The organism is Actinomycetospora sp. 2LY8.5, assembly GCF_057180585.1.
Genome location: NZ_JBXUHE010000023.1, coordinates 25125 through 44061, shown reverse-complemented (window position 1 = coordinate 44061; position 18937 = coordinate 25125). Strand labels below are relative to the sequence as shown.

The window sequence follows — 18937 nt, the reverse complement described above, 5'->3', positions numbered from 1 at the left end:
CTGGCGATCTCGCCCGTCTTCGGGTGGTGGCGGCCGCGCCTCGCTCGCTGAACGAGTCCCGCGAGGAAGGGTCCGCGCAGAAATGATCACACCCACGGTGTCTGATCGCACGACGGGGGAGACGACGGGGCTGGCGACGAAGCCCGCGATCGTGGACTGCGACGTCCACCCGGTGCTTGCCTCCTCCGAGGCCCTGTTGCCCTACCTCGACGACTACTGGGCCGATCAGCTCACCGCGCAGCTGGCCCCTTCCTACGAGCCGAACTATCACCCCCGGGGCTCAGCCATCGCGCAGCGCCCCGGCCTGCGCACGGGCCCGGACGGTCGCGCAGGCCTGACGGTCGCGGACCTCGCCTCGGACGTGTTCGCCGACCGGTTCGCCGACTTCGCGGTCCTCAACTGCCTGTACGCGATACAGCAGATCCACCAACCGCAGCGCGAGATGGCGCACGCGCGGGCGCTGAATGACTGGATCGCCAGGGAGTGGCTCGATCACGACGACCGGTTGCGGGCCTCGATCGTCGTCCCGCAGGGCACGCCGCGGGCCGCCGCCGAGGAGATCGAACGGTGCGCCGCGGACCAGAGGTTCGTCCAGGTGCTGCTGCTGGCGCAGTCCGAGTCGCTCTACGGCCGGGAGATCTACTGGCCGATCTTCGAGGCGGCCGAGCGGGCCGGCCTGCCGATCGCCCTGCACATCGGAGGAGTGTTCCGCCAGGCCCCGACCTCGGTCGGCTGGCCCGCGACCTATCTCGAATGGTATGCCGGTCAGCCGGCGAACATCGAAGCTCAGCTCAGCTCGCTGGTGTCCGAAGGCGTGTTCGCCAAGTTCCCGGGAACGCGTCTCGTCGTGTCCGAGCTCGGCTTCACGTGGGTGGCCCCCTACCTGTGGAAGTTCGACAAGCTCTGGAAGACCTATCGACCCGAGGTCCCCTGGGTCGACCGGCCCCCATCGGAGATCATCCGCGAGCACGTGCGATTCACGACGAGCCCGTCCGACGGCGCTGAGCAGCCGGGCCGCCTCGACGCGGCGGTGGCCCGGATGGGCAGCGATCGCATGCTCGTCTACTCCAGCGACTACCCCCACCGGCACGCCACGGCGCCCCGAGCCCTCGAGGACGGCTCGTCCGACGCCGATCTGATGGAACGAATCTACCGACACAATGCGGCTGATCTCTATGGGCTCGTCGTTTCGGCCGCCACGGAGGAGGAAGACTGACATGACGATCCTCGAGCATGACTCGGAACTGCGCACGATCGAGTCGCCACGGGTCACCACCGGGCTCATCGACGTCGACATCCACCCGACTCCTCGCGACGGTGCGCTGCAGAGCTACCTGCCCCAGCGCTGGCGTGACCATCTCGCCGAGTACGGTGCCCGTTCGACGAACGGACTCCAGTCGATCACCGAGTACCCGCCGATGTACGCCGGAGCGATGCGCGCCGATTCGTGGCCGGACTCCGGGTTTCCCGGCTCCGACCTCTCGCTCATCCAGAAGCAGCTGCTGGACATGTTCGATGTTCAGTTGGGTGTGCTGCAGCCGCTGCTTCCGTCGGCTCAGCTGCTCAATCAGGACCAGGCGGCGGCGATGTGCCGGGCGATCAACGATTGGCAGTTGGAAGAACTTGTCTATCCCGAGCCGAGGCTACGGGCGGCCATTCCGGTCCCTCACGAGACGCCCGAGTACGCGGTCGCGGAGATCGAGCGAGTGGGCGACGATCCGGGTGTGGTCGCGGTGCTCATGGTCAGCAAGTCGCTGCAACCTCTGGGTAGTCGCCGGTACTGGCCGATCTACCAAGCGGCCGTCGACCGTGGCTTGCCCGTCCAGATCCACCTGTCGCAGGGGGGAGGGCACGCGAACACCGGCTCGGGCTGGACCTCCTACCACACCGAGTATCACACCGGGCACACGCAGAGCTTCCAGTCCCAGCTGATCAGTCTCATTCTCTCGGGTACGTTCGACCGGTTCCCCGACCTGAAGATCATTTTCGTGGAGGGTAACGTCGTGCACTTCGGGGCGGTCGCCCAGCGGCTCGACTACCATTGGGCGACGCTGCGTAGCGAGGTGCCGGACCTGCAACGCCGGCCGTCGGAGTATCTGGCCGACCACATCTTCGCCTCCACCCAGCCGATCGACGAACCGGACGACCCGACGCACTTGGTCGAGATGATCGAGGAGTTCGGCACGGGCAACGTGCTGTTCGCCTCGGACTACCCGCACTTCGATTTCGACTCGCCGGCGACCGCGTTCCCGCGCAGTTTTCCCGGCGAGCTTCGCGACATGATCACCAGGACGAACGGGCAGCGCGTGTTCGGCTTGGACAGTCCGAGCTGATGGCGCGCTACGTCGTGGCGGGAGTCGGCGACATTCCACCGGGTGAGCGCAAGATCGTCGAGATCGAGGGCCGTTCGGTCGGAGTGTTCAATCTGGATGGTGAGTTCTTCGCACTGCTCGACCAGTGCCCGCACGCGGGGGCGGCGCTCTGTTCGTACGGCAGCATCTTCGGTGTGGCGACGGCCACGACACCCGACAAGATCGAGTACGAGCGGAACCGATCGCTGCGGTGTCCGTGGCACCAGTGGGAGTTCGACATCCGGACCGGTGAGTCGTGGTACGACCCACGCAACGCCCGCGTGCGTCGCTACCAGGTCGACGTGGTGCCCGGCTCTCCGCAGGCGGAGACCGACCCGGAGGGCGGCCGACAGCGCGGCACCCACGTCATGGAGGGTTACGAGGTGGCCATCGAGGAGGGATTGGTGGTCGTCGACACCAGCCGTCGGCGACCGGGCACGCAGCAGGCGCGCCGTGTGGACTCGGCCCAATAACGATGACCGCATGGCGTGCGGGGTATGCCGGCAGCTGAGGTCCAGCGCCGCCGACGGCTCACTCACCCGCCAGGCCGAACTGTTCTTCGGCCGGCCTGATCCCCCCATGTCGCCCCGGAGGAGCCAGGATTCTGCCTGATGACAGACAACGAGAGCCGTGGCGCGGAGAAGGCCTCGCTCGACGGCGAAATCGACGTGACAGTAGCTGGTATCACGCATGAGGCCGATGGTGTCGTGTCGCTGCGTCTGGAGCCCGCGGACGGAGAGAAGCTGCCGCCGTGGGATCCTGGAGCACACATCGATCTCATGGTCGGGGAAGGGCTGGAGCGGCAATATTCGTTATGCGGCGACCCCGCCGACCGGACGCACTGGCGAGTGGCGGTGCTGCGCGAACCGGACAGCCGCGGGGGTTCCCGTTGGGTACACGAACAGCTGCGAACCGGCGACATCGTGCGGATCCGTGGCCCGCGCAACAACTTCACCCTCGTCGACCGCAGCACGTACCTGTTCATCGCTGGCGGCATCGGGATCACCCCAATGTTGCCGATGGTGGCGCGATGCGCGGTGGTGGGCGTGGACTGGAGCCTCGTCTACGGCGGCCGTGCGCGCGCATCGATGGCCTTCACCGAGGAGCTGGCGGCGTACGGGGACCGAGTGATGCTGTGGCCGCAGGACGAGTGCGGGCTGATCGATCTCGATGGCGTGCTGGCGAACCCTTCCGACACTACCGCCATCTACTGCTGCGGTCCCGAGCCGCTGCTCGCCGCGGTGGAACAGCGCGTCGCACACTGGCCGGCCGGCTCGTTGCATCTCGAGCGGTTCCGTCCGCGTCAGGGTGCGTTCGACGGGCCGGACCTCCCGTTCGAGGTGGAGCTCGACGCCACCGGGATCACGCTGACCGTGGCCGCTGGACAGACCGTGGTCGATGCGCTGGAGTCGGCCGGCGTGCACGTGCCGACGTCTTGCCGTGAGGGCACCTGCGGGACCTGCGAGACCGTGGTTCTGGACGGGGAGCCAGATCACCGCGACTCGTTCCTGACTGCTGAGGAACGAGCCTCGAATGAAGTGATGATGGTGTGCTGCTCACGATCGCGGACGCCACGGGTGGTGCTGGACCTATGACGGGCCAGGATACTGTCGCCCGCATGGCGCAGCGCCGGCGCGGCTTACAGCTCCTGCCCGGCGCCCTCGTACTCCCGGGCCTCTTCGGGTCTGGGCCCGGTCCCGAGTGCGCCGGCCAGTCGCTCGCGGGCACGGTCGAGATGCTGACGCAACAGACTCACCGCGCCGTCCGCGTCACCGCGCGCGATGAGGTCGAGCAGCCGGGCATGCTCGGCGCTGATCGACGCAGCGCTGAGCAACGAGCGGCCTTGCACCTGGCTCATGCACAGCCGCACCTCACCGGCGAGCCTGCGGTACATGGCGCTCACCCGCGGGCTGCCCATCGCATCGACCAGGCAGATGTGAAAGCGCATGTCCGGCTCGACCACACCAAGCTGGCTGTGCCCCCTCATTGCCGCGATCATGTCATTGGCCTCCCGCGCAGGCCCCGGGACCCGCCGGTCCAAGGCCAGCAGGCGCACCGGTTCGCTCTCGAGGCATCTCCGCGAGTCATAGATGTCCCGCACGTCGTCGGGACCGATCTCGGGCACACGCGCGACCTTGTGCGCACCGCGCACCAACAGGCCTTCCGCGACCAGCTTCTCGATCGCCGCCTTCGCCGTAGGACGCGCGATCTCGAAGTCCTCGGACACCCCCATCTCGGTGAGCGACGTGTTCCGACCGATGGAGCCCTCGAACAGCGCCGAGCGCAGGCTCGCCGCGACGGCATCGATGATCGAGACGGACTGCGCTCCTCGGACCATGGGGCGGGCTCCCGAAGGTAGACGTGACGGCATCGGGCCATCCGACAGTGGCACGCCGGCAGCGACCCATGCATACATGGTAGACGAGAACACAGCTCGCGACCGTCGCGGCAGCGGCCGTTGTACCGCTGCGCGTGGCGGCGGGGAACACGTCCCGGCGCTGCGCCATGGTGTCTCTGCTCCCGCATGCGTCGAGGACCCAGCAGCGGTGTAGCCACCGAGGTGTCCAGCGCTGCATCAGCATTGGTATTCGTCGAATTCCTCGAGCTGTCCTTGCCGCACCCTCGCGAGCCGGTGAGCAAGTGGCGCCGAGGTGCGTTGACACGTTCGTGCTCTCAGCAGATCAGTGTCTGGCGGTCTGCCGAGCCCGCTCAAGTCGCTCGCCGTGCACGCTTCCCTGGTGAACGTCGGTCAGCGTGACCATTGACACGTGTCCGGATACATGTACTCTCACTCACAAGTGGCGGATATGGACGAGGTCACAGTTACCGCTTTGCCGGTGGTGGTCGATCCGAATCGTCGAACGATGGTGATCACCGCGAGACCTCGTCGCACCTCATTGTTGAGAGTGGAGAACTGATCAATGACGACGGTATTGAGTCAGGAGCGGAAGTTCTTCATCGGCGGAGACTGGGCGGAGCCGGAAGGGCCCGTGGGCGACATCCACGTTCTCAACCCGGCGACCGAGCAGGCCATCGCCGTGGTCCCGGAGGCGTCCGCGGCTGACGCCGCGAGCGCGATCCGTGCGGCCCGGGTGGCTTTCGACGACGGGCCGTGGCCGCGCCTGTCACCGCGAGAGCGGGGGAGAGCCCTGCTGCGGATGGCCGAGAAGATGGAAGCCCGTAAGCCCGAGATCCTCGATCTGTTGGTGGCCGAGGCAGGCGCGATCCAGATGGCCGTCGAGCCACTGCAGTGGAAGACCTGCTTCGAGCACTTCGTGGACATGGCCGAGCGTGTCGTCGCGGGGCATCAGCCGGTGCGTGGCATCCCACCGGTGGTCGGCGAGCGGGTCGGGCAGGGGGTGGTCGTCGACGACCCCGCCGGGGTGGCGACGCTCATCACCGCGTTCAACTTCCCGTTCCACCTCAACCTGATGAAGATCGGGCCAGCGCTCGGGGCCGGCTGCACCGCAGTGCTGAAGCCGTCGGAGCACACGCCGCTGACCGCGCTCGTCCTCGGGGAGATCGCCAGCGAGGCCGGGCTACCGCCCGGCGTGCTCAACATCGTCACCGGTGGCCCCGAAGCGGGGCGTGAGCTCACGGTGCACCCCGACGTGGACGTCATCAGCTTCACCGGTTCGGCCGCGGTGGGAAAGACGATCGCCCGCCAGGGCGCCGACACCCTCAAGCGGGTCGTGCTCGAGCTGGGGGGAAAGTCGGCGAGCGTCGTCTTCGCCGACGCCGACCTCGACGCCGCCGCTCGGGCTGTCGTGCTGAACATGACACTGCACAGCGGCCAGGCCTGCGTCCTGCACACCCGCACCCTGGTGGAGAGGTCGGCGCACGACGAGCTGGTCGCCAAGGTCGTCGAGCGACTGCAGGCGATACAGCCGGGCGACCCGGCCGACTCCACGACCACCCTGGGTCCGCTGATCAGTGCGGCCCAACGCGCCAAGGTGCTGGGTTACCTCGACGCGGGCCGCGAGCAGGGCGGCACGGTCGCCATCGGTGGCGGAGCGCCCCCACAGCTCGATCGAGGCTTCTACGTGGAACCCACGCTGTTCGTCGGCTGCACCAACGACATGCAGATCGCCCAAGAAGAGATCTTCGGACCCGTCGGCTCCGTCATCCCCTTCGACGGCGCTGCCGAAGCGGTGCGGCTGGCCAACGACACGAAGTACGGTCTCGGCGCCGGTGTCTGGACCCGCGACGGTCGCCGGGCCTACGAGATCGCGCGCCAGATGCGCGCGGGGTTCGTCGAGGTGAACGGAGGGGCGGGCGGCGCTACTCCGTTCGGCCCCTACGGTGGCTACAAGGAGAGCGGCCTCGGTCGTGAGTTCGGGGAGTTCGGGTTCCAGGAGTTCCTCGAGACCAAGACGGTCGGCTGGCCCGCGATCGCGCCATGACCTCCACACCGAGGGCATCACCGACATCGTGGTGGCCGCCTCCGGCGGCGCTGGACCGGACCACCACCCCGGCCTAGGTGTCGTGACCCGCGATCGCCGAACCTTTCCGCCCTGATCTCCTCGCGATAGCACCGGCCAGGCCGCCACCTGCTGTGGCGAGAGGACATGCGCTACCCCACCACGACCGAAGGAGGTGCCGCGATGCGCGTCACCGTCAACTCCGCCCGCTGCCAGGGCCACACGTTGTGTGCTCTCGCCGCGCCCGATGTGTTCGTGCTCGACGACGAGGACGGACATGCCAGCGTCACCGATTCCGACGTCCAGCCAAGTGACGAGAGCGCGGTTCAGATGGCGGCAAGCACCTGTCCCGAGCAGGCCGTGGAGGTGAGCGAGCGATGACCACTGTCTCCGACGCGGACCGGGCCGAGATCGACTTCGACCACCATCGTTCTGAGTACACCGAGCACAAGGAGGAGCTCTGGTCCGAGTTGCGCATCGGCTGTCCGGTCGCCTGGTCGCCGCACCACGGCGGATTCTGGGTGGTCTCGAGTTACGAGGGCCTGCGCGCCGGGCTCCAGGACACCGAACTGTGCTCCAACGAAAAGTTCGACGACCAAGGCAACGCAGTCGGTGGGCTGACCATCCCGGCGTTCGACGGGCCGCGGGAGATCCCCGATGAGGTCGACCCGCCGGAATGGACCTTCTACCGAAAGCTGCTCAGCCGAGCGTTCGCACCGTCAGCGGTCGCCACGATGCACGACACCGTCGTCAGCCTCACCACCGAAGTGATCAACGCGGTTATCGAGGAGGGCGAGGCGGACTTCGTCAACGACATCTCCAGCCCGGTCACAGCGCTGATCACCTTGGACATCCTCGGCCTACCGCTGGAAGACTGGGTGTTCTACGCCGAGCCGATTCATCGGTTCTCGTCCGGGGGCGCGGCGGACGGCGACGAGGTCTACAACCTGATCTACGGTCGTCTTACCGAGGAGCTGGGCCGCCGTCGCGAGGATCCTGGCCCAGGGTTGCTCGGCGACCTGATGACCGTGCGAGTCGATGGCGAGCCCCTGCCGGACGACAAAATTCTGGATACCCTGTGGAACCTGCTCGCCGGGGGGTTCGACACCACCAGCGCGCTGCTCGGTTGGGCCGCCTACTACCTCGACGAGCACCGCGACGTCCACGCAGAACTGCTGTCCGACCAACGGGCCCTCCAGATCGCCACCGAGGAGTTCCTGCGATGGGCGACCCCGGTGAGTGCGCTAGCCCGCACGGCCCGTTGCCCGCGTGCCATCGAAGGCCAGGCCATCGAGCAAGGCGACCGGATGCTGTTCCTGTTCGGCTCGGCCAACCGGGACACCGAGGTGTTCGAGAACCCGGACGACGTCGACCTGAAGCGGTTCCCAAACCGGCACTTCGCCTTCGGGACCGGCATCCATCGCTGTCTCGGGTCCAACCTCGCTCGGCTGGTCTTTCGAGTCGTCTTGACGCAGTTCCTCACTCGGATGCCGGACTTCAGGATCCAGAAGGACTGTGCTCAGCCGTATCCGGTGCGCGCGAGTTCCAACGGCTGGGTGACGCTGCCGGTCCGGTTCACACCCGGTCCTCGGCTGGCGTCGTCCCATGCGTCACTGGCCGAGCACCTCGGAGAGGGAGCAGCATGAAGACGAGAGCGGCGATCCTGCGCAGTCAGCCGGGCAAGTGGGACGTCGTCGAGGTCGATCTCGACGAGCCCAAGCCCGGCGAGGTCTTGATCCGACTCGCACACAGCGGGCTGTGTCACTCGGACGACCACATCGCTCAGAACGACATCGAGGTGCCGTTACCGTTCAACGGCGGGCACGAGGGCAGCGGCGTCGTCGAGGCCATTGGCGACGGCGTCGACGAGCTCGCAGTGGGCGACCATGTCGTGACCTCGTTCGTCCCCTCGTGCGGTCGATGCCGCTGGTGCGCGTCGGGGATGCAGAACCTGTGTGATGCGGGGGCCGCGTTCATGACCGGCGCGATGCCCGACGGCACCTACCGGATGCACGTGCAGGGCGCCGACGTCGCGAAGGGCGGAGCCCTCGGCACCTTCGCTGAGTACAACGTGTTCGCCGTCGAATCGTGCGTCCGGATTTCCCGCGGGATCCCGCTCGACGTCGCCGCGCTGGTCGGTTGCGGGGTTCCCACCGGCTGGGGCTCGGCCGTCCGTGGCGCGGAGGTGCAGCCCGGAGACGTCGTGCTCGTGATGGGCATCGGTGGCATCGGCGCCAACGCCCTCCAAGGCGCGCGGTCCGCGGGCGCCTCCCGAATCATCGCTGTCGACGTGGTGGAGTCCAAGCGGGAGCTGGCAACGACCTTCGGCGCGACCGACTTCTTCACCGACATCGCCGAAGCGATCGACGTCGCCCGCTCGCTCACCAACGGTCAAGGCGCGGACTCCGCGATCATCACGGTGAGCGCGATCAGCGGCGAGGTGATCCGTCAGGGCTTCGATGCCATCCGCAAGGCGGGCACGGTCGTGGTCACCTCTCAAGGCGACGTGACCCTGGAAGGGATCCCGGTCAATCTGTTCGAGCTCTCGATGTACCAGAAGCGGATCCAGGGCGTGCTCTACGGCATGGGTTCCCCACGCCGGGAGATCCAGCGACTGCTGGAGATGTACACGCAGGGCACGCTAAAGCTCGACGAGCTGATCACTGCACGATACACGCTCGAGCAGATCAACGACGGCTACCAGGACACGCTCGACGGCAAGAACATCCGCGGCGTCATCGATTACCCCGCGCCATGAGTGGGGGGAAGCAGGAGGCTCGTCAGGTCCCGCCATCCGGGCGCGGGTTCGCTGCCCGACAGTGGGAACCGGACTGCGCGGACGCGTTGACCGAAGCGGGTTCGCTCATAGGCTCGGCTCTCGGTGGGGAGTCCGTTCCGCCAGGCATGCGCGGGCGTCTGCACGCCTTGAGAGCACAGGTCGAGAACATCAGATCGATGGTGGACGACGGCGATGACGAGCTCGATGCCACCGGCATCCCGAGGAACACGTCGAGCGCGCACGCGGAGGGGCTGGTGGCGCCGCCTCATGTCGCCAGTACGGTGGACGCCGGGGCCCTTCTGTATGTTGCGCGCGCTGTGCTCGCCCGGGCCGAGCGGACGGCGAAGAGAATTCATCATCGTCATCCGGAATCCGGCGCTGCTCCCCTGTTGTCTTTGACGGGATTGTCGTCCGCGCTGGAGGTCGTTCTCCTCGAGATGGAAGAGGCAGAGCCCAGCCTCACCCGGCAGATCGGTGGATGTGGCTGCTCGGCCGATGGTGCCGCGAGGGCGCGAGACCAGTAGGTAACCCTCAGTCCGAACGAACAATTATTCTGCTTGTGTCGGTTCTGTCGCGGTCGGCGGCTCGTCGGGAGCCGGCCGTTTCCCGAGCTCAATCTCGACGAGGAGTGGTTCAGTGAGTGTTGGCGTGACTGGTGACGGGTCTTTTCTTACCGGTGTACGTGTACTCGAGGTCGGCGAGGAGCTGGGAGAATACTGCGGGAAGGTGCTCGCCGGTCTGGGGGCGGACGTGGTTCGGGTGGAGCCGACCGGGGGTTCGACGACGCGATCGTTCGGGCCTTTCCTCGACGACGAGCCAGGGCCCGACCGTTCGCTGTACTTCTGGCATTACAACTTCGGTAAGCGTGCGATGAGCCTGGACCTTGACACCACGACGGGCCAGGACGAGTTCCGGGCGTTGGCGTCCGTCGTCGACGTGGTGCTCGACAGTCGCCCTCGGGGGTGGATGGCTGAACGCGGTCTGGATCATGCGGCCTTGTCGGACCTGAACCCGGCTCTGGTGTACGGACGTATCACGCCTTTCGGTGACGACGGGCCGTGGGCCGACTACGAAGCCTCAGACCTGATCCACCTGGCGCTCGGTGGTGTGATGATGAACTGCGGCTACGACCCGGAACCGGACGGGTCGTACGAGACTCCGCCCATCGCACCGCAGATGTGGCATGCCTACCACGTCGTCGGCGAGATGATGGCGATGTCGATTCAGGCGGCCCTGGTGTACCGCCTGCGGGCGGGGATTGGACAGCTCGTGTCGGCGAACGTGCACGAAGCGGTCGCAATGAACACGGAGACCGATCTTCCGGACTGGGTGTACCTCCGGCAGAAGCACTATCGCCTCACCTGCAAGCATTCCTCGCCGCGCAGCGGTGGCGGGTTCTCGGCTCTGGGGTCGCTGCAACGGACCAAGGACGGCCGATGGGTTCTTCCGTATCTGCAGACCGGTGAGCTGAAGGGTTTCCCAGATGCCTACGACGGTTCGGTCCGCATGCTCAAGCGTCGGGGAATGGAGCTGGATCTGGAGGATCCGAAGTACGCCGATCCCTCCTATCGAACGCGTCCAGAAGTCAAGGCGCATCTCTCGAGTACGGTCGAGAAGCTCGTGGGCGCACTGACCTACGACCGGGACCTGTGGCGGGAGGCGCAAACCGAGGGACTTCCGTGGTCGCCAGTGCGTCGACCGGAAGAGAACGTGGACGACGAGCACTGGCGCGCGCGCGAGACTTTCTTCGAGGTCGAGCATCCGGAGCTGGCTCGCTCCTTCAGCTACGTGGGGGCGAAGTGGCTCGCCCCGGGTCTGCCGTGGCGGCGGGGCCCGCGGCCTCCGTTGCTGGGCGAGCACACACAGCAGATCATGGCCGAATGGGTGGGCCCGTCCGACGCGTTGGCGGCGCTGCCGAGGCCCGGTGCGCCAGGCGACGATGACCGCATCAGTGCCCGAGGAAAGCCATTCGCGCTCGCTGGCCTGCGCGTGGTGGACATGACCTGGCAATTGGCGAGCGCGGGCGCAGGACGTTACCTCGCGGCGTTCGGCGCTGAAGTGATCAAGGTCGAGCACGAGTCCCGCTGGGACGGGATGCGCTTCGGTGTCGCCTCAATTCCCGAGGGTGGGCGGCAGAGCCGGGACACGGCGACCGACGCCCTCGAACCCGGCGCGTGGTCGAGCCCGAACCGCTCGGGCAGCTTCATGGAAATCAACTCCGGGAAGCTGGGGATCTCGCTGAACCTGAAGTCAGCCGAGGGCAAGAAGGTGCTGACCGAGCTCATCGCGGGCGCGGACATGGTCGTCGAAGGATTCTCCCCGGGGACCATGGATCGGATGGGGCTGGGCTACAAGCGTCTCAAGGAGATCAACCCGAGGATCCTGTACATCCAGCAGTCCGGGATGGGCCAACACGGCACGTACGGCGGAATGCGCAGTTTCGGGCCGGTCGCCCAGGCCTTGACCGGCCTGAGCGACATGTCGGGGCTGCCCGATCCGTGGCAGCCCGCGGGGATCGGGTACTCGTACCTGGACTGGTTCGGTGCCTACAACATGGCCAACGCGATGCTGGCCGGCCTGTACCGGCAACAAACCACGGGACAGGGGTGCTGGATCGACTCCTCTCAGGCCGAGACCGGGTTGTATCTGACGGGAACGGCGGTGCTGGATCATTCCGCGAACGGTCGCGGGTGGAGCCGATATGGCAACCGGTCCCCGTACAAGGTCGCCGCTCCCCACGGTGCGTACCCGACATCCGGGCTGGACAGCTGGATCGCTATCGGGGCGTTCACCGACGAGCAGTGGAGTGCTCTGATCGGCGTCCTGGGCGAGCCGGAGTGGGCCCGCGACGAGCGCTTCGCCTCGCTGGCGTCCCGCGTCTCCCACCAGGACGAGCTCGACGCTGCCCTCGGGAACGAGACACGGGCGCGGGAGAGGTTCGAGCTGATGAGCGCGCTGCAGGCGGCAGGAGTCCCAGCTGGTGTCTGTCAGACCGCGGAGGACCGCTACGAGACCGATCCCCAGCTCCAGCATCTCGAGTGGATGGTCGAACTGGAGCAGGAAGAGATCGGAACCTGGCCGGTCAAGGACCACCCGGTCCGGTTGTCGGTGACCCCGGCCCACATCGGCGGCCCGTTCGTCCGTTCCGGCCCCTCCTACGGCCAGGACACCGATCACGTCCTGAGCACCATCCTCAGCTACGGAGCCGACGACATCGCGCAGCTAAGGGAGCAAGGCGCGCTCTGACGGGCGGCCTGTCGACAGCCGGCAGCGCGTGACGGTGAAGGCTCGCAGCCGTGCCAGATACTCATCCACCATGTGTAGGAGTACCTCGATGACAGTGGCCTCCCCAACCACCTCGACCGTTCCCGACGACACGAGAGCGGAAGCCATCGGCGACGGTGCCCGGCCGGCCGTCGTCGACTGTGACGTCCACCCCTCCCTGCCGTCGGTGAAGACGCTCCTGCCCTACTTGAGTGACTACTGGGGAGACCAGATGGCGGGGATGCGATTCCCCTCCTATGAACCCAACTACCATCCGCGCGGGTCGAGTATCGGGCAGCGAGAAGGCCTCCGAGTGGACGACGCCGGACGTGCAGCGACGACCGCGGAGAACCTCACCGCCGACCTGTTCGCCGACGGAACAGCCGACTTCGCGATCTTGAACCCCCTCTACGGGGTACAGATGATCCGGCACCCCCAGCGTGAGGCGGCGTACACCCGGGCCCTGAACCAGTGGATCGCGACCGAATGGCTCGAGGCCGACCGGAGGCTTCGAGCCTCCATCGTCGTCCCGATGGGGACTCCGGAGCTGGCCGCGGAGGAGATCCGGTACTGGTCGAGCGACAAGCGGTTCGTCCAAGTCCTCGTGCTCTCGCAGTCAGAGGTGCTTCTCGGGCGCCAGATCAACTGGCCGATCTGGGAGGCGGCCCACGAGGCCAGCCTGCCAGTCACGATCCACATCGGCGGCATGTTCCGTCAGGCGCCCACGTCCACCGGATGGCAGTCGACCTACCTGGAATGGTACGTCGGGCAGCAGAGCAACTTCGAAGCGCAGCTCGCCTCCCTGTTGTCGGAAGGCGTGTTCCAGAAGTACCCCGGCACGACGGTCGTGCTCGCGGAGAGCGGCTTCAACTGGTTCGCCCCGTTCGCCTGGAAACTCGACAAGCTGTGGAAGAGCTACCGCACGGAGATGCCGTGGGTCGACCGTCCCCCGACCGAAATTCTGCGGCGGCACGTCCGGATGACGACGAGCCCCGCCGACGGGAACCACGTCACGGGCCGGCTCGACCGAACCGTCGCGCGGATGGGCTCAGACGAGATGCTGCTCTATTCGAGTGACTATCCCCACGGTCACACGAGTGCGCCGAGCGACATCACCGAGGGCACGTCGAACACGGATCTCCGGGAGCGAATCTACCGCCTAAACGCCAGCGAGCTCTACGGCCTGTCCACCGATCAGATCATCGAAGGGTGACACAACCATGACCGCAACACTCGAGCCGACGGTGACGTCCCAGTCTCAGACTCGGCGGGTCGGGCCGCCGGTGATCGACACCGGCGTCGTCGACGCCGACGTTCACCCTGTCCCACCGCCAGGGGCGCTCACGCCCTACGTCCCGAAGAAGTGGCAAGCCATCGCGAACGAGTTCGGCCGCCGGGCGCAGAACGGTCTTGCGCAGGGCATCGAGAGCCCCCCGCTGCACGGTGGTCAACGGGCGGACGCCTACCCACCCAGCGGCATACCGGGCTCGGACCTGAGCTGGATCCGCTCGCAGCTGCTGGACAAGTACAACGTCCAGCTCGGCCTGATGGAGACTCTGGAAGGCTCCTCACAGCTCCTGAACCCCGAGCTCGGCGCGGTCTACGTGCGCGCGGTGAATGACTGGCAGCTCGAGAACCTCGTCGAGCCGGAGCCCCGTCTGCGTGCCGCGATGGTGGTGCAGCAGGACTCAGTCGATCTGGCCGTCAAGGAGGTCGAGCGGATCGGGGATGATCCGGGCGTCCTGACCGTCCTGTTCAACAGCCAGTCCCTCGAGCCCTTCGGGAGCCGACGGTATTGGCCGATCTACGAGGCTGCCGTCGAGAGGGGGCTGCCCATCCAGTCCCACGTGTCCCAGGGCGGCGGGCACCCGAACACGGGGACCGGCTGGACATCGTTCTACGCCGAATACCACATCGGTCTCGCCCAGACGTTCCAGGCGCACTTTCTCAGCCTCGTCGTGAACGGCGTCTTCGACCGGTTCCCCACCCTCAAGTTCATGCTCGTCGAGGGCGGCCTGTTGACGTTCCCCGCACTCGCCGAGCGTCTCGACTACCACTGGGAGAACCTCCGTGCCGAGGTGCCGAACCTCGAACGGAGGCCGTCGGAGTACATCCGTGACCACGTCTGGTTGACGACGCAGCCCATCGAGGAGCCGCACCGTCCGGAGTTCCTCGTCCAGATGATCGAGGAGTGGGGCGCCGACAATGTTCTCTTCGCCAGCGACTACCCACACTGGGATTTCGACTCGCCCACGGACTCGCTTCCGCAGGGCCTCCCGGACGAGCTGAAGTCGAAGATCTTCCGGGACAACGCCAAACGCCTGCTGAACCTCGAAGGGTGAGTCGCGTGGCCAAGCACGTCGTCGGTCGTGCCGACGAGCTGGAACCAGGAGACCGCAAGATCGTGGAGATCGAGGGTCGATCGATCGGGATCTTCAACGTCGGCGGAGAGTTCTTCGCGCTGCTGAACCAGTGTCCCCACGCCCGGGCTCCGCTGTGCGAGCACGGGGCACTCTCCGGGATCGTCGAGGCGGCCGAGCCCTCTGTCGAGGCTATCCGCTACACCGGGCGTGGTGAGATGATTCAGTGTCCCTGGCACCGGTGGGAATACAGCCTCAGAACCGGGGAGTCGTGGTTCGATCCGCGTAACAGCCGAGTCCGGAGCTATCCCGTGGAGATCGTGCCCGGCTCGCCGGAGGCGGTGATCGATCCGCAGGACGGACCGCAGAAGGGACCGTATGTCTTGGAGGGGTACGAGGTCACCGTCGACAGCGACGCGATGATCGTGCTCGACACGAGCCGTCGGCGCCGCGGCACGACCTCCTCCGAGGCCGCGCGGGTGGTCCAGTCGAGTCGCTGACAGCACGACTCCACACCCTGGAAACGGTGTGCACGCGCCGACGGCGGGACTCTTTCTGGTGCGTGCTCCGCCCTGTCCTGCGATGTCGATGTCCGAGAACCTTGGGAGGACGACTGTGCCGTATGCTGCGGTGACGCCGCCGAAGCAGTCCGCCGCCGACTTCTCCGGCGGAGGAAAACCCGTACCCGATCAGCACGACCCCCTCACCGCTCCGTTCTGGACGGCGGCGAACAAGCAGCAGCTCGTGGTGCAGCAGTGCCAGGGATGCCGCACCTTCTATCATCCTCCGGTCGGGATCTGCTGGAATTGTCTCACCGTCGATCTCGATTTCGTCGACGTGAGCGGCCGCGGCCACGTCTACAGCTACGTCGTCGTGCGGGATCAGCGGATCCCTGCTTTCGACGACCTGATCCCTTACGTCATCGCCTCCGTGACCCTCGACGACGCGCCGGGAGTGACGTTGGAGACGAATCTTCCGGGGACACCGGTGGACGGCGTCAGGTCGGGGGCTCCCGTGCAAGTGGAGTTCGAGGAGATCAGACCGGGTGTCAGCATCCCGCAGTTCCGGGTCGTGGCTGCTGGAGAGGGTGACCGTGCATGACCAGCCATGCGGCCAAAGTGGCTGTGATCGGGGTCGGGCACTCGAGGGTGTACCGGCGCGCCGACGAACCGCTCGGGAAGCTGGCAGTCGATGCGGCGCGAGCGGCGATCGCGGACGCAGGACTGGCCCCGGCGGACGTCGATGGGGTCACGACCTCGCCCATGCATCCCGCGGCGGCGACCAGTTCCGTGGACGGCATCGACACGGTCGGCACCTACTTCATGATCAGAGCCCTCGGCCTCGATCCGAGCTACTCCGACGAGGGCGCGTTCATGCTCACACAGTCCTTCGTCCAGGCGGTCAACGCCGTGGCCGCCGGGGCGTGTCGGAACGCCCTGGTCTTCCGGGCTCTGCACAACCCTGAGGGCCGTTACGGCCGTACGGGCGAGATTTCGGTGGCCTACGGTTCCGACCAGTGGTACAGCCCCTACGGATCGACCGGGCCGTCGGTGATCGGGCAGCAGTTGCGGCGCTACATGGAGATGCACGGCGGCACGCGGGAGCACCTGGGAACGTTCGTGGTGACCAACCGCGACTATGGGCTGAAAAACGAGAACAGTTTCTGGCGACAGCACCGGCCCCAGCGACTCACTCTAGACGAGTACCTGTCTGCTCGTCCAATCAGCGAGCCGATCGGGATGCACGACTGCGACATCCCGATTCAAGGGGCCGGAGCGTTCGTGCTCACGTCCGCGGAGCGTGCGCCGGACCTCGTGGAACGTCCTGCGTACGTCCTGGGCACGGCGATCTCGCCGGAGTTCTTCTCACCCGTCGGCTACCCGCCCACCGTCGAATCACAGATCGGCGCAGGCCGGCGGATGGCGCATCACCTCTATTCAAACTGTCACGTCTCGGTCGACGAGATCGACGTCGCCAACCTCTACGACGGGTACTCGGCCAATGTTCCGTTCTGGGCGGACTCGATGGGACTCTGCGAGGACGGCCAGGGTCTCCAATGGATCGCGGACCCGACCGTCCCGCTGAACACCTCGGGGGGAAACCTCGGGAACGGCCGCCTGCACGGGGTGCCGCACCTCATGGACGGGGCGACTCAGGTCATGGGGCGCTCGGGTGAGCGGCAGGTCGACGGTGCGGACACCTCGCTCGTGTGCGTGGGCGGCACGCACCACGCCGGTGGTGTCATCTTCTCCGGTACAGCACGCCGATAGGACCGCAAAACGACCAGTCCGTGCTGATTGCCCGCCGAGAAGATGTCGAGAGATCGGTGTGCGTCACCCTGTGCACGCCGAGCGGTTTCGAGACCGAAATGAGGCGCAGCTATGCTTCCTCCGGCGGCAGCTCTTCTTCCCGACCTGTCCCGACGTCGGTGGTACGTGATCATTCCACTCCTGGGCATGTCGATGTTTATGCTCAATCTGGATCGAACAAACGTCTCGTTGATGCTCGAGCCAATTCGAATCGATCTGGGCCTTTCGATAGAGGAAGTCGGGCTGGTCTCGAGTATTCTGTTCATCGGGTCGGTCTGTTTTCAGATCCCGATCGTCATTCTCGTGTCCAAGTACGGAGGGAGGTGGGTTCTCGCTGCTTGTCTGCTCGTGTGGGGAACGGCGTCGGCGCTGTGCGGGCTGGCGACCACTGAACAGCAGCTGCTCATCGCCAGGTTCGTGGTCGGCGTCGGCGAGTCGGCATTCCATCCGATGATGTACGTGCTGATGGCGAAGTGGTTCGTCGAACGGGAGCGCGGCCGGGCGAACAGCCGGTTCTTCATCTTCAGCTTCGCCGCCGCGGTGCTGACCGCGCCGATCACCGGGTTCATGCTCGAGTTCATGACCTGGCGGACAGTGCTTTTCATCCAGGGCCTTCCGGCCGTGGCTCTGGGCGTTCTATGGCTGTTCTTCTACAACGACAGGCCGACGAAGACGTTCTGGATGAAGCCCGGCGAGGCCCGTCAGGTCGAGGAGAGGCTGGCTGAGGAGAAGGCAGCGCTACCCGTCGGAGAGCAGGTGAGCTTCATGCGGGCGCTGGTGAACCGGCCGCTGCTGCTGCTGATGCTGCTGTACGGTCTGATCGGCGGGGCGGGCAGCGCGATCCCGTTGTGGCTCCCCTCCGTCGTCCGCACGTTCGACGCGAACAACGGACCGCTCGTGGTCGGCCTGCTCTCCGGGATCCCGTTCCTCGTCGGCGCAGTCGCGGGCGTCACGCTCGGTAAGGCCGCGGACCGGACCGGTCGATTCCGAGCCTTGATGCTCGTTCCGCTCGCAGTCGGCGCGGTCGGCTTGCTGCTCGGCCCGGCGGCGGTGGGATTCGCAGTGGTCCAAATGATCGTCCTGTGCATTGTCGTGGCCGGGAGCCAAGGCGCGGTCCCGATCTTCTATGCGTTCCCGAGCTGGATGCTCAAGCCGTCCGTGTTCACGGTCGGGATGGGGATAATCAACATGACCGGCACCCTGTTCGCGTTCTTCGCGACCTACCTGGTGGGCTGGGTCTCGGGGTTCACGTCACCGGCGATGGGCTTCGCGACGCTCGGACTCATGCTGTTGATGGCGGCGATCGTCGGAGCGGTCTTCTTGAAGAACCCACCGTCGGCGTCCGAGGCGGGAACCGCGGTGGGCGGAGGTGAGGCGTACCGGCGTGGGAAGGCTGGTGAGACGAAACTGACCGAGGCTTCGTGATCGAGGCATGACTGGTCCTCACGGCTTC

17 protein-coding genes are annotated in these 18937 nt (G+C 66.5%); 16 read left to right on the top strand and 1 reads right to left on the bottom strand.

The genetic code is table 11. From position 1 onward, the window contains the following. Positions 1-82: 82 nt before the first annotated feature. From AC2A1K_RS22035 to AC2A1K_RS22020, 4 genes are all read left to right on the top strand, one after another. Positions 83-1216, top strand: coding sequence for an amidohydrolase family protein (locus tag AC2A1K_RS22035; RefSeq protein ID WP_483898473.1), 1134 nt, complete (start codon positions 83-85; stop codon positions 1214-1216). Position 1217: 1 nt separating this feature from the next. Next, positions 1218-2333 carry an amidohydrolase family protein gene (locus tag AC2A1K_RS22030; protein WP_483898472.1) on the top strand — a complete coding sequence of 372 codons (1116 nt, stop codon included), beginning with the start codon at positions 1218-1220 and terminating at the stop codon, positions 2331-2333. Further along, positions 2333-2824 (top strand): Rieske (2Fe-2S) protein, encoded by a 492-nt coding sequence (locus AC2A1K_RS22025; RefSeq protein WP_483898471.1) that lies wholly within the window; start codon positions 2333-2335, stop codon positions 2822-2824. The genes AC2A1K_RS22030 and AC2A1K_RS22025 overlap by 1 nt, the downstream gene beginning before the upstream one ends. A gap of 138 nt (positions 2825-2962) precedes the next feature. Further along, the gene (locus tag AC2A1K_RS22020; RefSeq protein WP_483898470.1) at positions 2963-3946 is read left to right on the top strand and encodes a PDR/VanB family oxidoreductase; all 984 of its coding nucleotides are present in this window, start codon (positions 2963-2965) and stop codon (positions 3944-3946) included. Positions 3947-3990: 44 nt separating this feature from the next. Here AC2A1K_RS22020 and AC2A1K_RS22015 read toward each other — a convergent pair whose 3' ends face one another. Continuing rightward, complete coding sequence (locus AC2A1K_RS22015) at positions 3991-4689, bottom strand: GntR family transcriptional regulator (RefSeq protein WP_483898469.1); 699 nt, start codon at positions 4687-4689, stop codon at positions 3991-3993. Between the two features lie 583 nt (positions 4690-5272). On the opposite strand from AC2A1K_RS22015, the gene AC2A1K_RS22010 reads away from it, so the two are divergent. From AC2A1K_RS22010 to AC2A1K_RS21955, 12 genes are all read left to right on the top strand, one after another. Next, complete coding sequence (locus AC2A1K_RS22010) at positions 5273-6754, top strand: aldehyde dehydrogenase family protein (protein ID WP_483898468.1); 1482 nt, start codon at positions 5273-5275, stop codon at positions 6752-6754. 165 nt (positions 6755-6919) lie between these two features. After that, positions 6920-7153 carry a ferredoxin gene (locus tag AC2A1K_RS22005; RefSeq protein ID WP_483898467.1) on the top strand — a complete coding sequence of 78 codons (234 nt, stop codon included), beginning with the start codon at positions 6920-6922 and terminating at the stop codon, positions 7151-7153. Then, positions 7150-8418, top strand: coding sequence for a cytochrome P450 (locus AC2A1K_RS22000; protein WP_483898466.1), 1269 nt, complete (start codon positions 7150-7152; stop codon positions 8416-8418). Before AC2A1K_RS22005 ends, AC2A1K_RS22000 begins: the two co-directional genes overlap by 4 nt. After that, a complete protein-coding gene (locus AC2A1K_RS21995; RefSeq protein ID WP_483898465.1) occupies positions 8415-9530 on the top strand; it encodes an NDMA-dependent alcohol dehydrogenase in 1116 nt (371 codons plus the stop codon). Before AC2A1K_RS22000 ends, AC2A1K_RS21995 begins: the two co-directional genes overlap by 4 nt. Positions 9531-9727: 197 nt before the next feature. Then, positions 9728-10075 (top strand): hypothetical protein, encoded by a 348-nt coding sequence (locus AC2A1K_RS21990; protein ID WP_483898464.1) that lies wholly within the window; start codon positions 9728-9730, stop codon positions 10073-10075. 112 nt (positions 10076-10187) lie between these two features. Beyond that, positions 10188-12797: a CaiB/BaiF CoA transferase family protein gene (locus AC2A1K_RS21985; protein WP_483898463.1), complete on the top strand. Its 2610-nt coding sequence runs from the start codon at positions 10188-10190 to the stop codon at positions 12795-12797. 88 nt (positions 12798-12885) lie between these two features. After that, entirely contained in the window at positions 12886-14028 is a 1143-nt protein-coding gene (locus AC2A1K_RS21980; RefSeq protein ID WP_483898462.1) for an amidohydrolase family protein, read from the top strand. 70 nt (positions 14029-14098) lie between these two features. Further along, positions 14099-15157: an amidohydrolase family protein gene (locus AC2A1K_RS21975; protein WP_483898461.1), complete on the top strand. Its 1059-nt coding sequence runs from the start codon at positions 14099-14101 to the stop codon at positions 15155-15157. Between the two features lie 5 nt (positions 15158-15162). Next, positions 15163-15675 (top strand): Rieske (2Fe-2S) protein, encoded by a 513-nt coding sequence (locus AC2A1K_RS21970; RefSeq protein ID WP_483898460.1) that lies wholly within the window; start codon positions 15163-15165, stop codon positions 15673-15675. A gap of 82 nt (positions 15676-15757) precedes the next feature. Beyond that, positions 15758-16276, top strand: a complete 519-nt coding sequence (locus AC2A1K_RS21965; RefSeq protein ID WP_483898459.1) for a Zn-ribbon domain-containing OB-fold protein — start codon at positions 15758-15760, stop codon at positions 16274-16276. 47 nt (positions 16277-16323) lie between these two features. Next, on the top strand, positions 16324-17445 hold the full coding sequence (locus AC2A1K_RS21960; RefSeq protein ID WP_483898458.1) for a thiolase family protein: 1122 nt from the start codon (positions 16324-16326) through the stop codon (positions 17443-17445). Positions 17446-17610: 165 nt separating this feature from the next. Beyond that, a complete protein-coding gene (locus AC2A1K_RS21955; RefSeq protein WP_483898457.1) occupies positions 17611-18909 on the top strand; it encodes an MFS transporter in 1299 nt (432 codons plus the stop codon). The last annotated feature ends 28 nt before the right edge of the window (positions 18910-18937 follow it).

Bases quoted from the DNA above. Each gene is read 5' to 3' on its own strand.
- AC2A1K_RS22020 (WP_483898470.1), top strand. From the start codon at position 2,963: ATGACAGACAACGAGAGCCGTGGCGCGGAGAAGGCCTCGCTCGACGGC.
- AC2A1K_RS21980 (WP_483898462.1), top strand. From the start codon at position 12,886: ATGACAGTGGCCTCCCCAACCACCTCGACCGTTCCCGACGACACGAGA.
- AC2A1K_RS21995 (WP_483898465.1), top strand. From the start codon at position 8,415: ATGAAGACGAGAGCGGCGATCCTGCGCAGTCAGCCGGGCAAGTGGGAC.
- AC2A1K_RS22005 (WP_483898467.1), top strand. From the start codon at position 6,920: ATGCGCTACCCCACCACGACCGAAGGAGGTGCCGCGATGCGCGTCACC.
- AC2A1K_RS22010 (WP_483898468.1), top strand. From the start codon at position 5,273: ATGACGACGGTATTGAGTCAGGAGCGGAAGTTCTTCATCGGCGGAGAC.
- AC2A1K_RS22025 (WP_483898471.1), top strand. From the start codon at position 2,333: ATGGCGCGCTACGTCGTGGCGGGAGTCGGCGACATTCCACCGGGTGAG.
- AC2A1K_RS21965 (WP_483898459.1), top strand. From the start codon at position 15,758: ATGTCGATGTCCGAGAACCTTGGGAGGACGACTGTGCCGTATGCTGCG.
- AC2A1K_RS22015 (WP_483898469.1), bottom strand. From the start codon at position 4,689: ATGGTCCGAGGAGCGCAGTCCGTCTCGATCATCGATGCCGTCGCGGCG.
- AC2A1K_RS21990 (WP_483898464.1), top strand. From the start codon at position 9,728: ATGGTGGACGACGGCGATGACGAGCTCGATGCCACCGGCATCCCGAGG.
- AC2A1K_RS22000 (WP_483898466.1), top strand. From the start codon at position 7,150: ATGACCACTGTCTCCGACGCGGACCGGGCCGAGATCGACTTCGACCAC.
- AC2A1K_RS22035 (WP_483898473.1), top strand. From the start codon at position 83: ATGATCACACCCACGGTGTCTGATCGCACGACGGGGGAGACGACGGGG.
- AC2A1K_RS22030 (WP_483898472.1), top strand. From the start codon at position 1,218: ATGACGATCCTCGAGCATGACTCGGAACTGCGCACGATCGAGTCGCCA.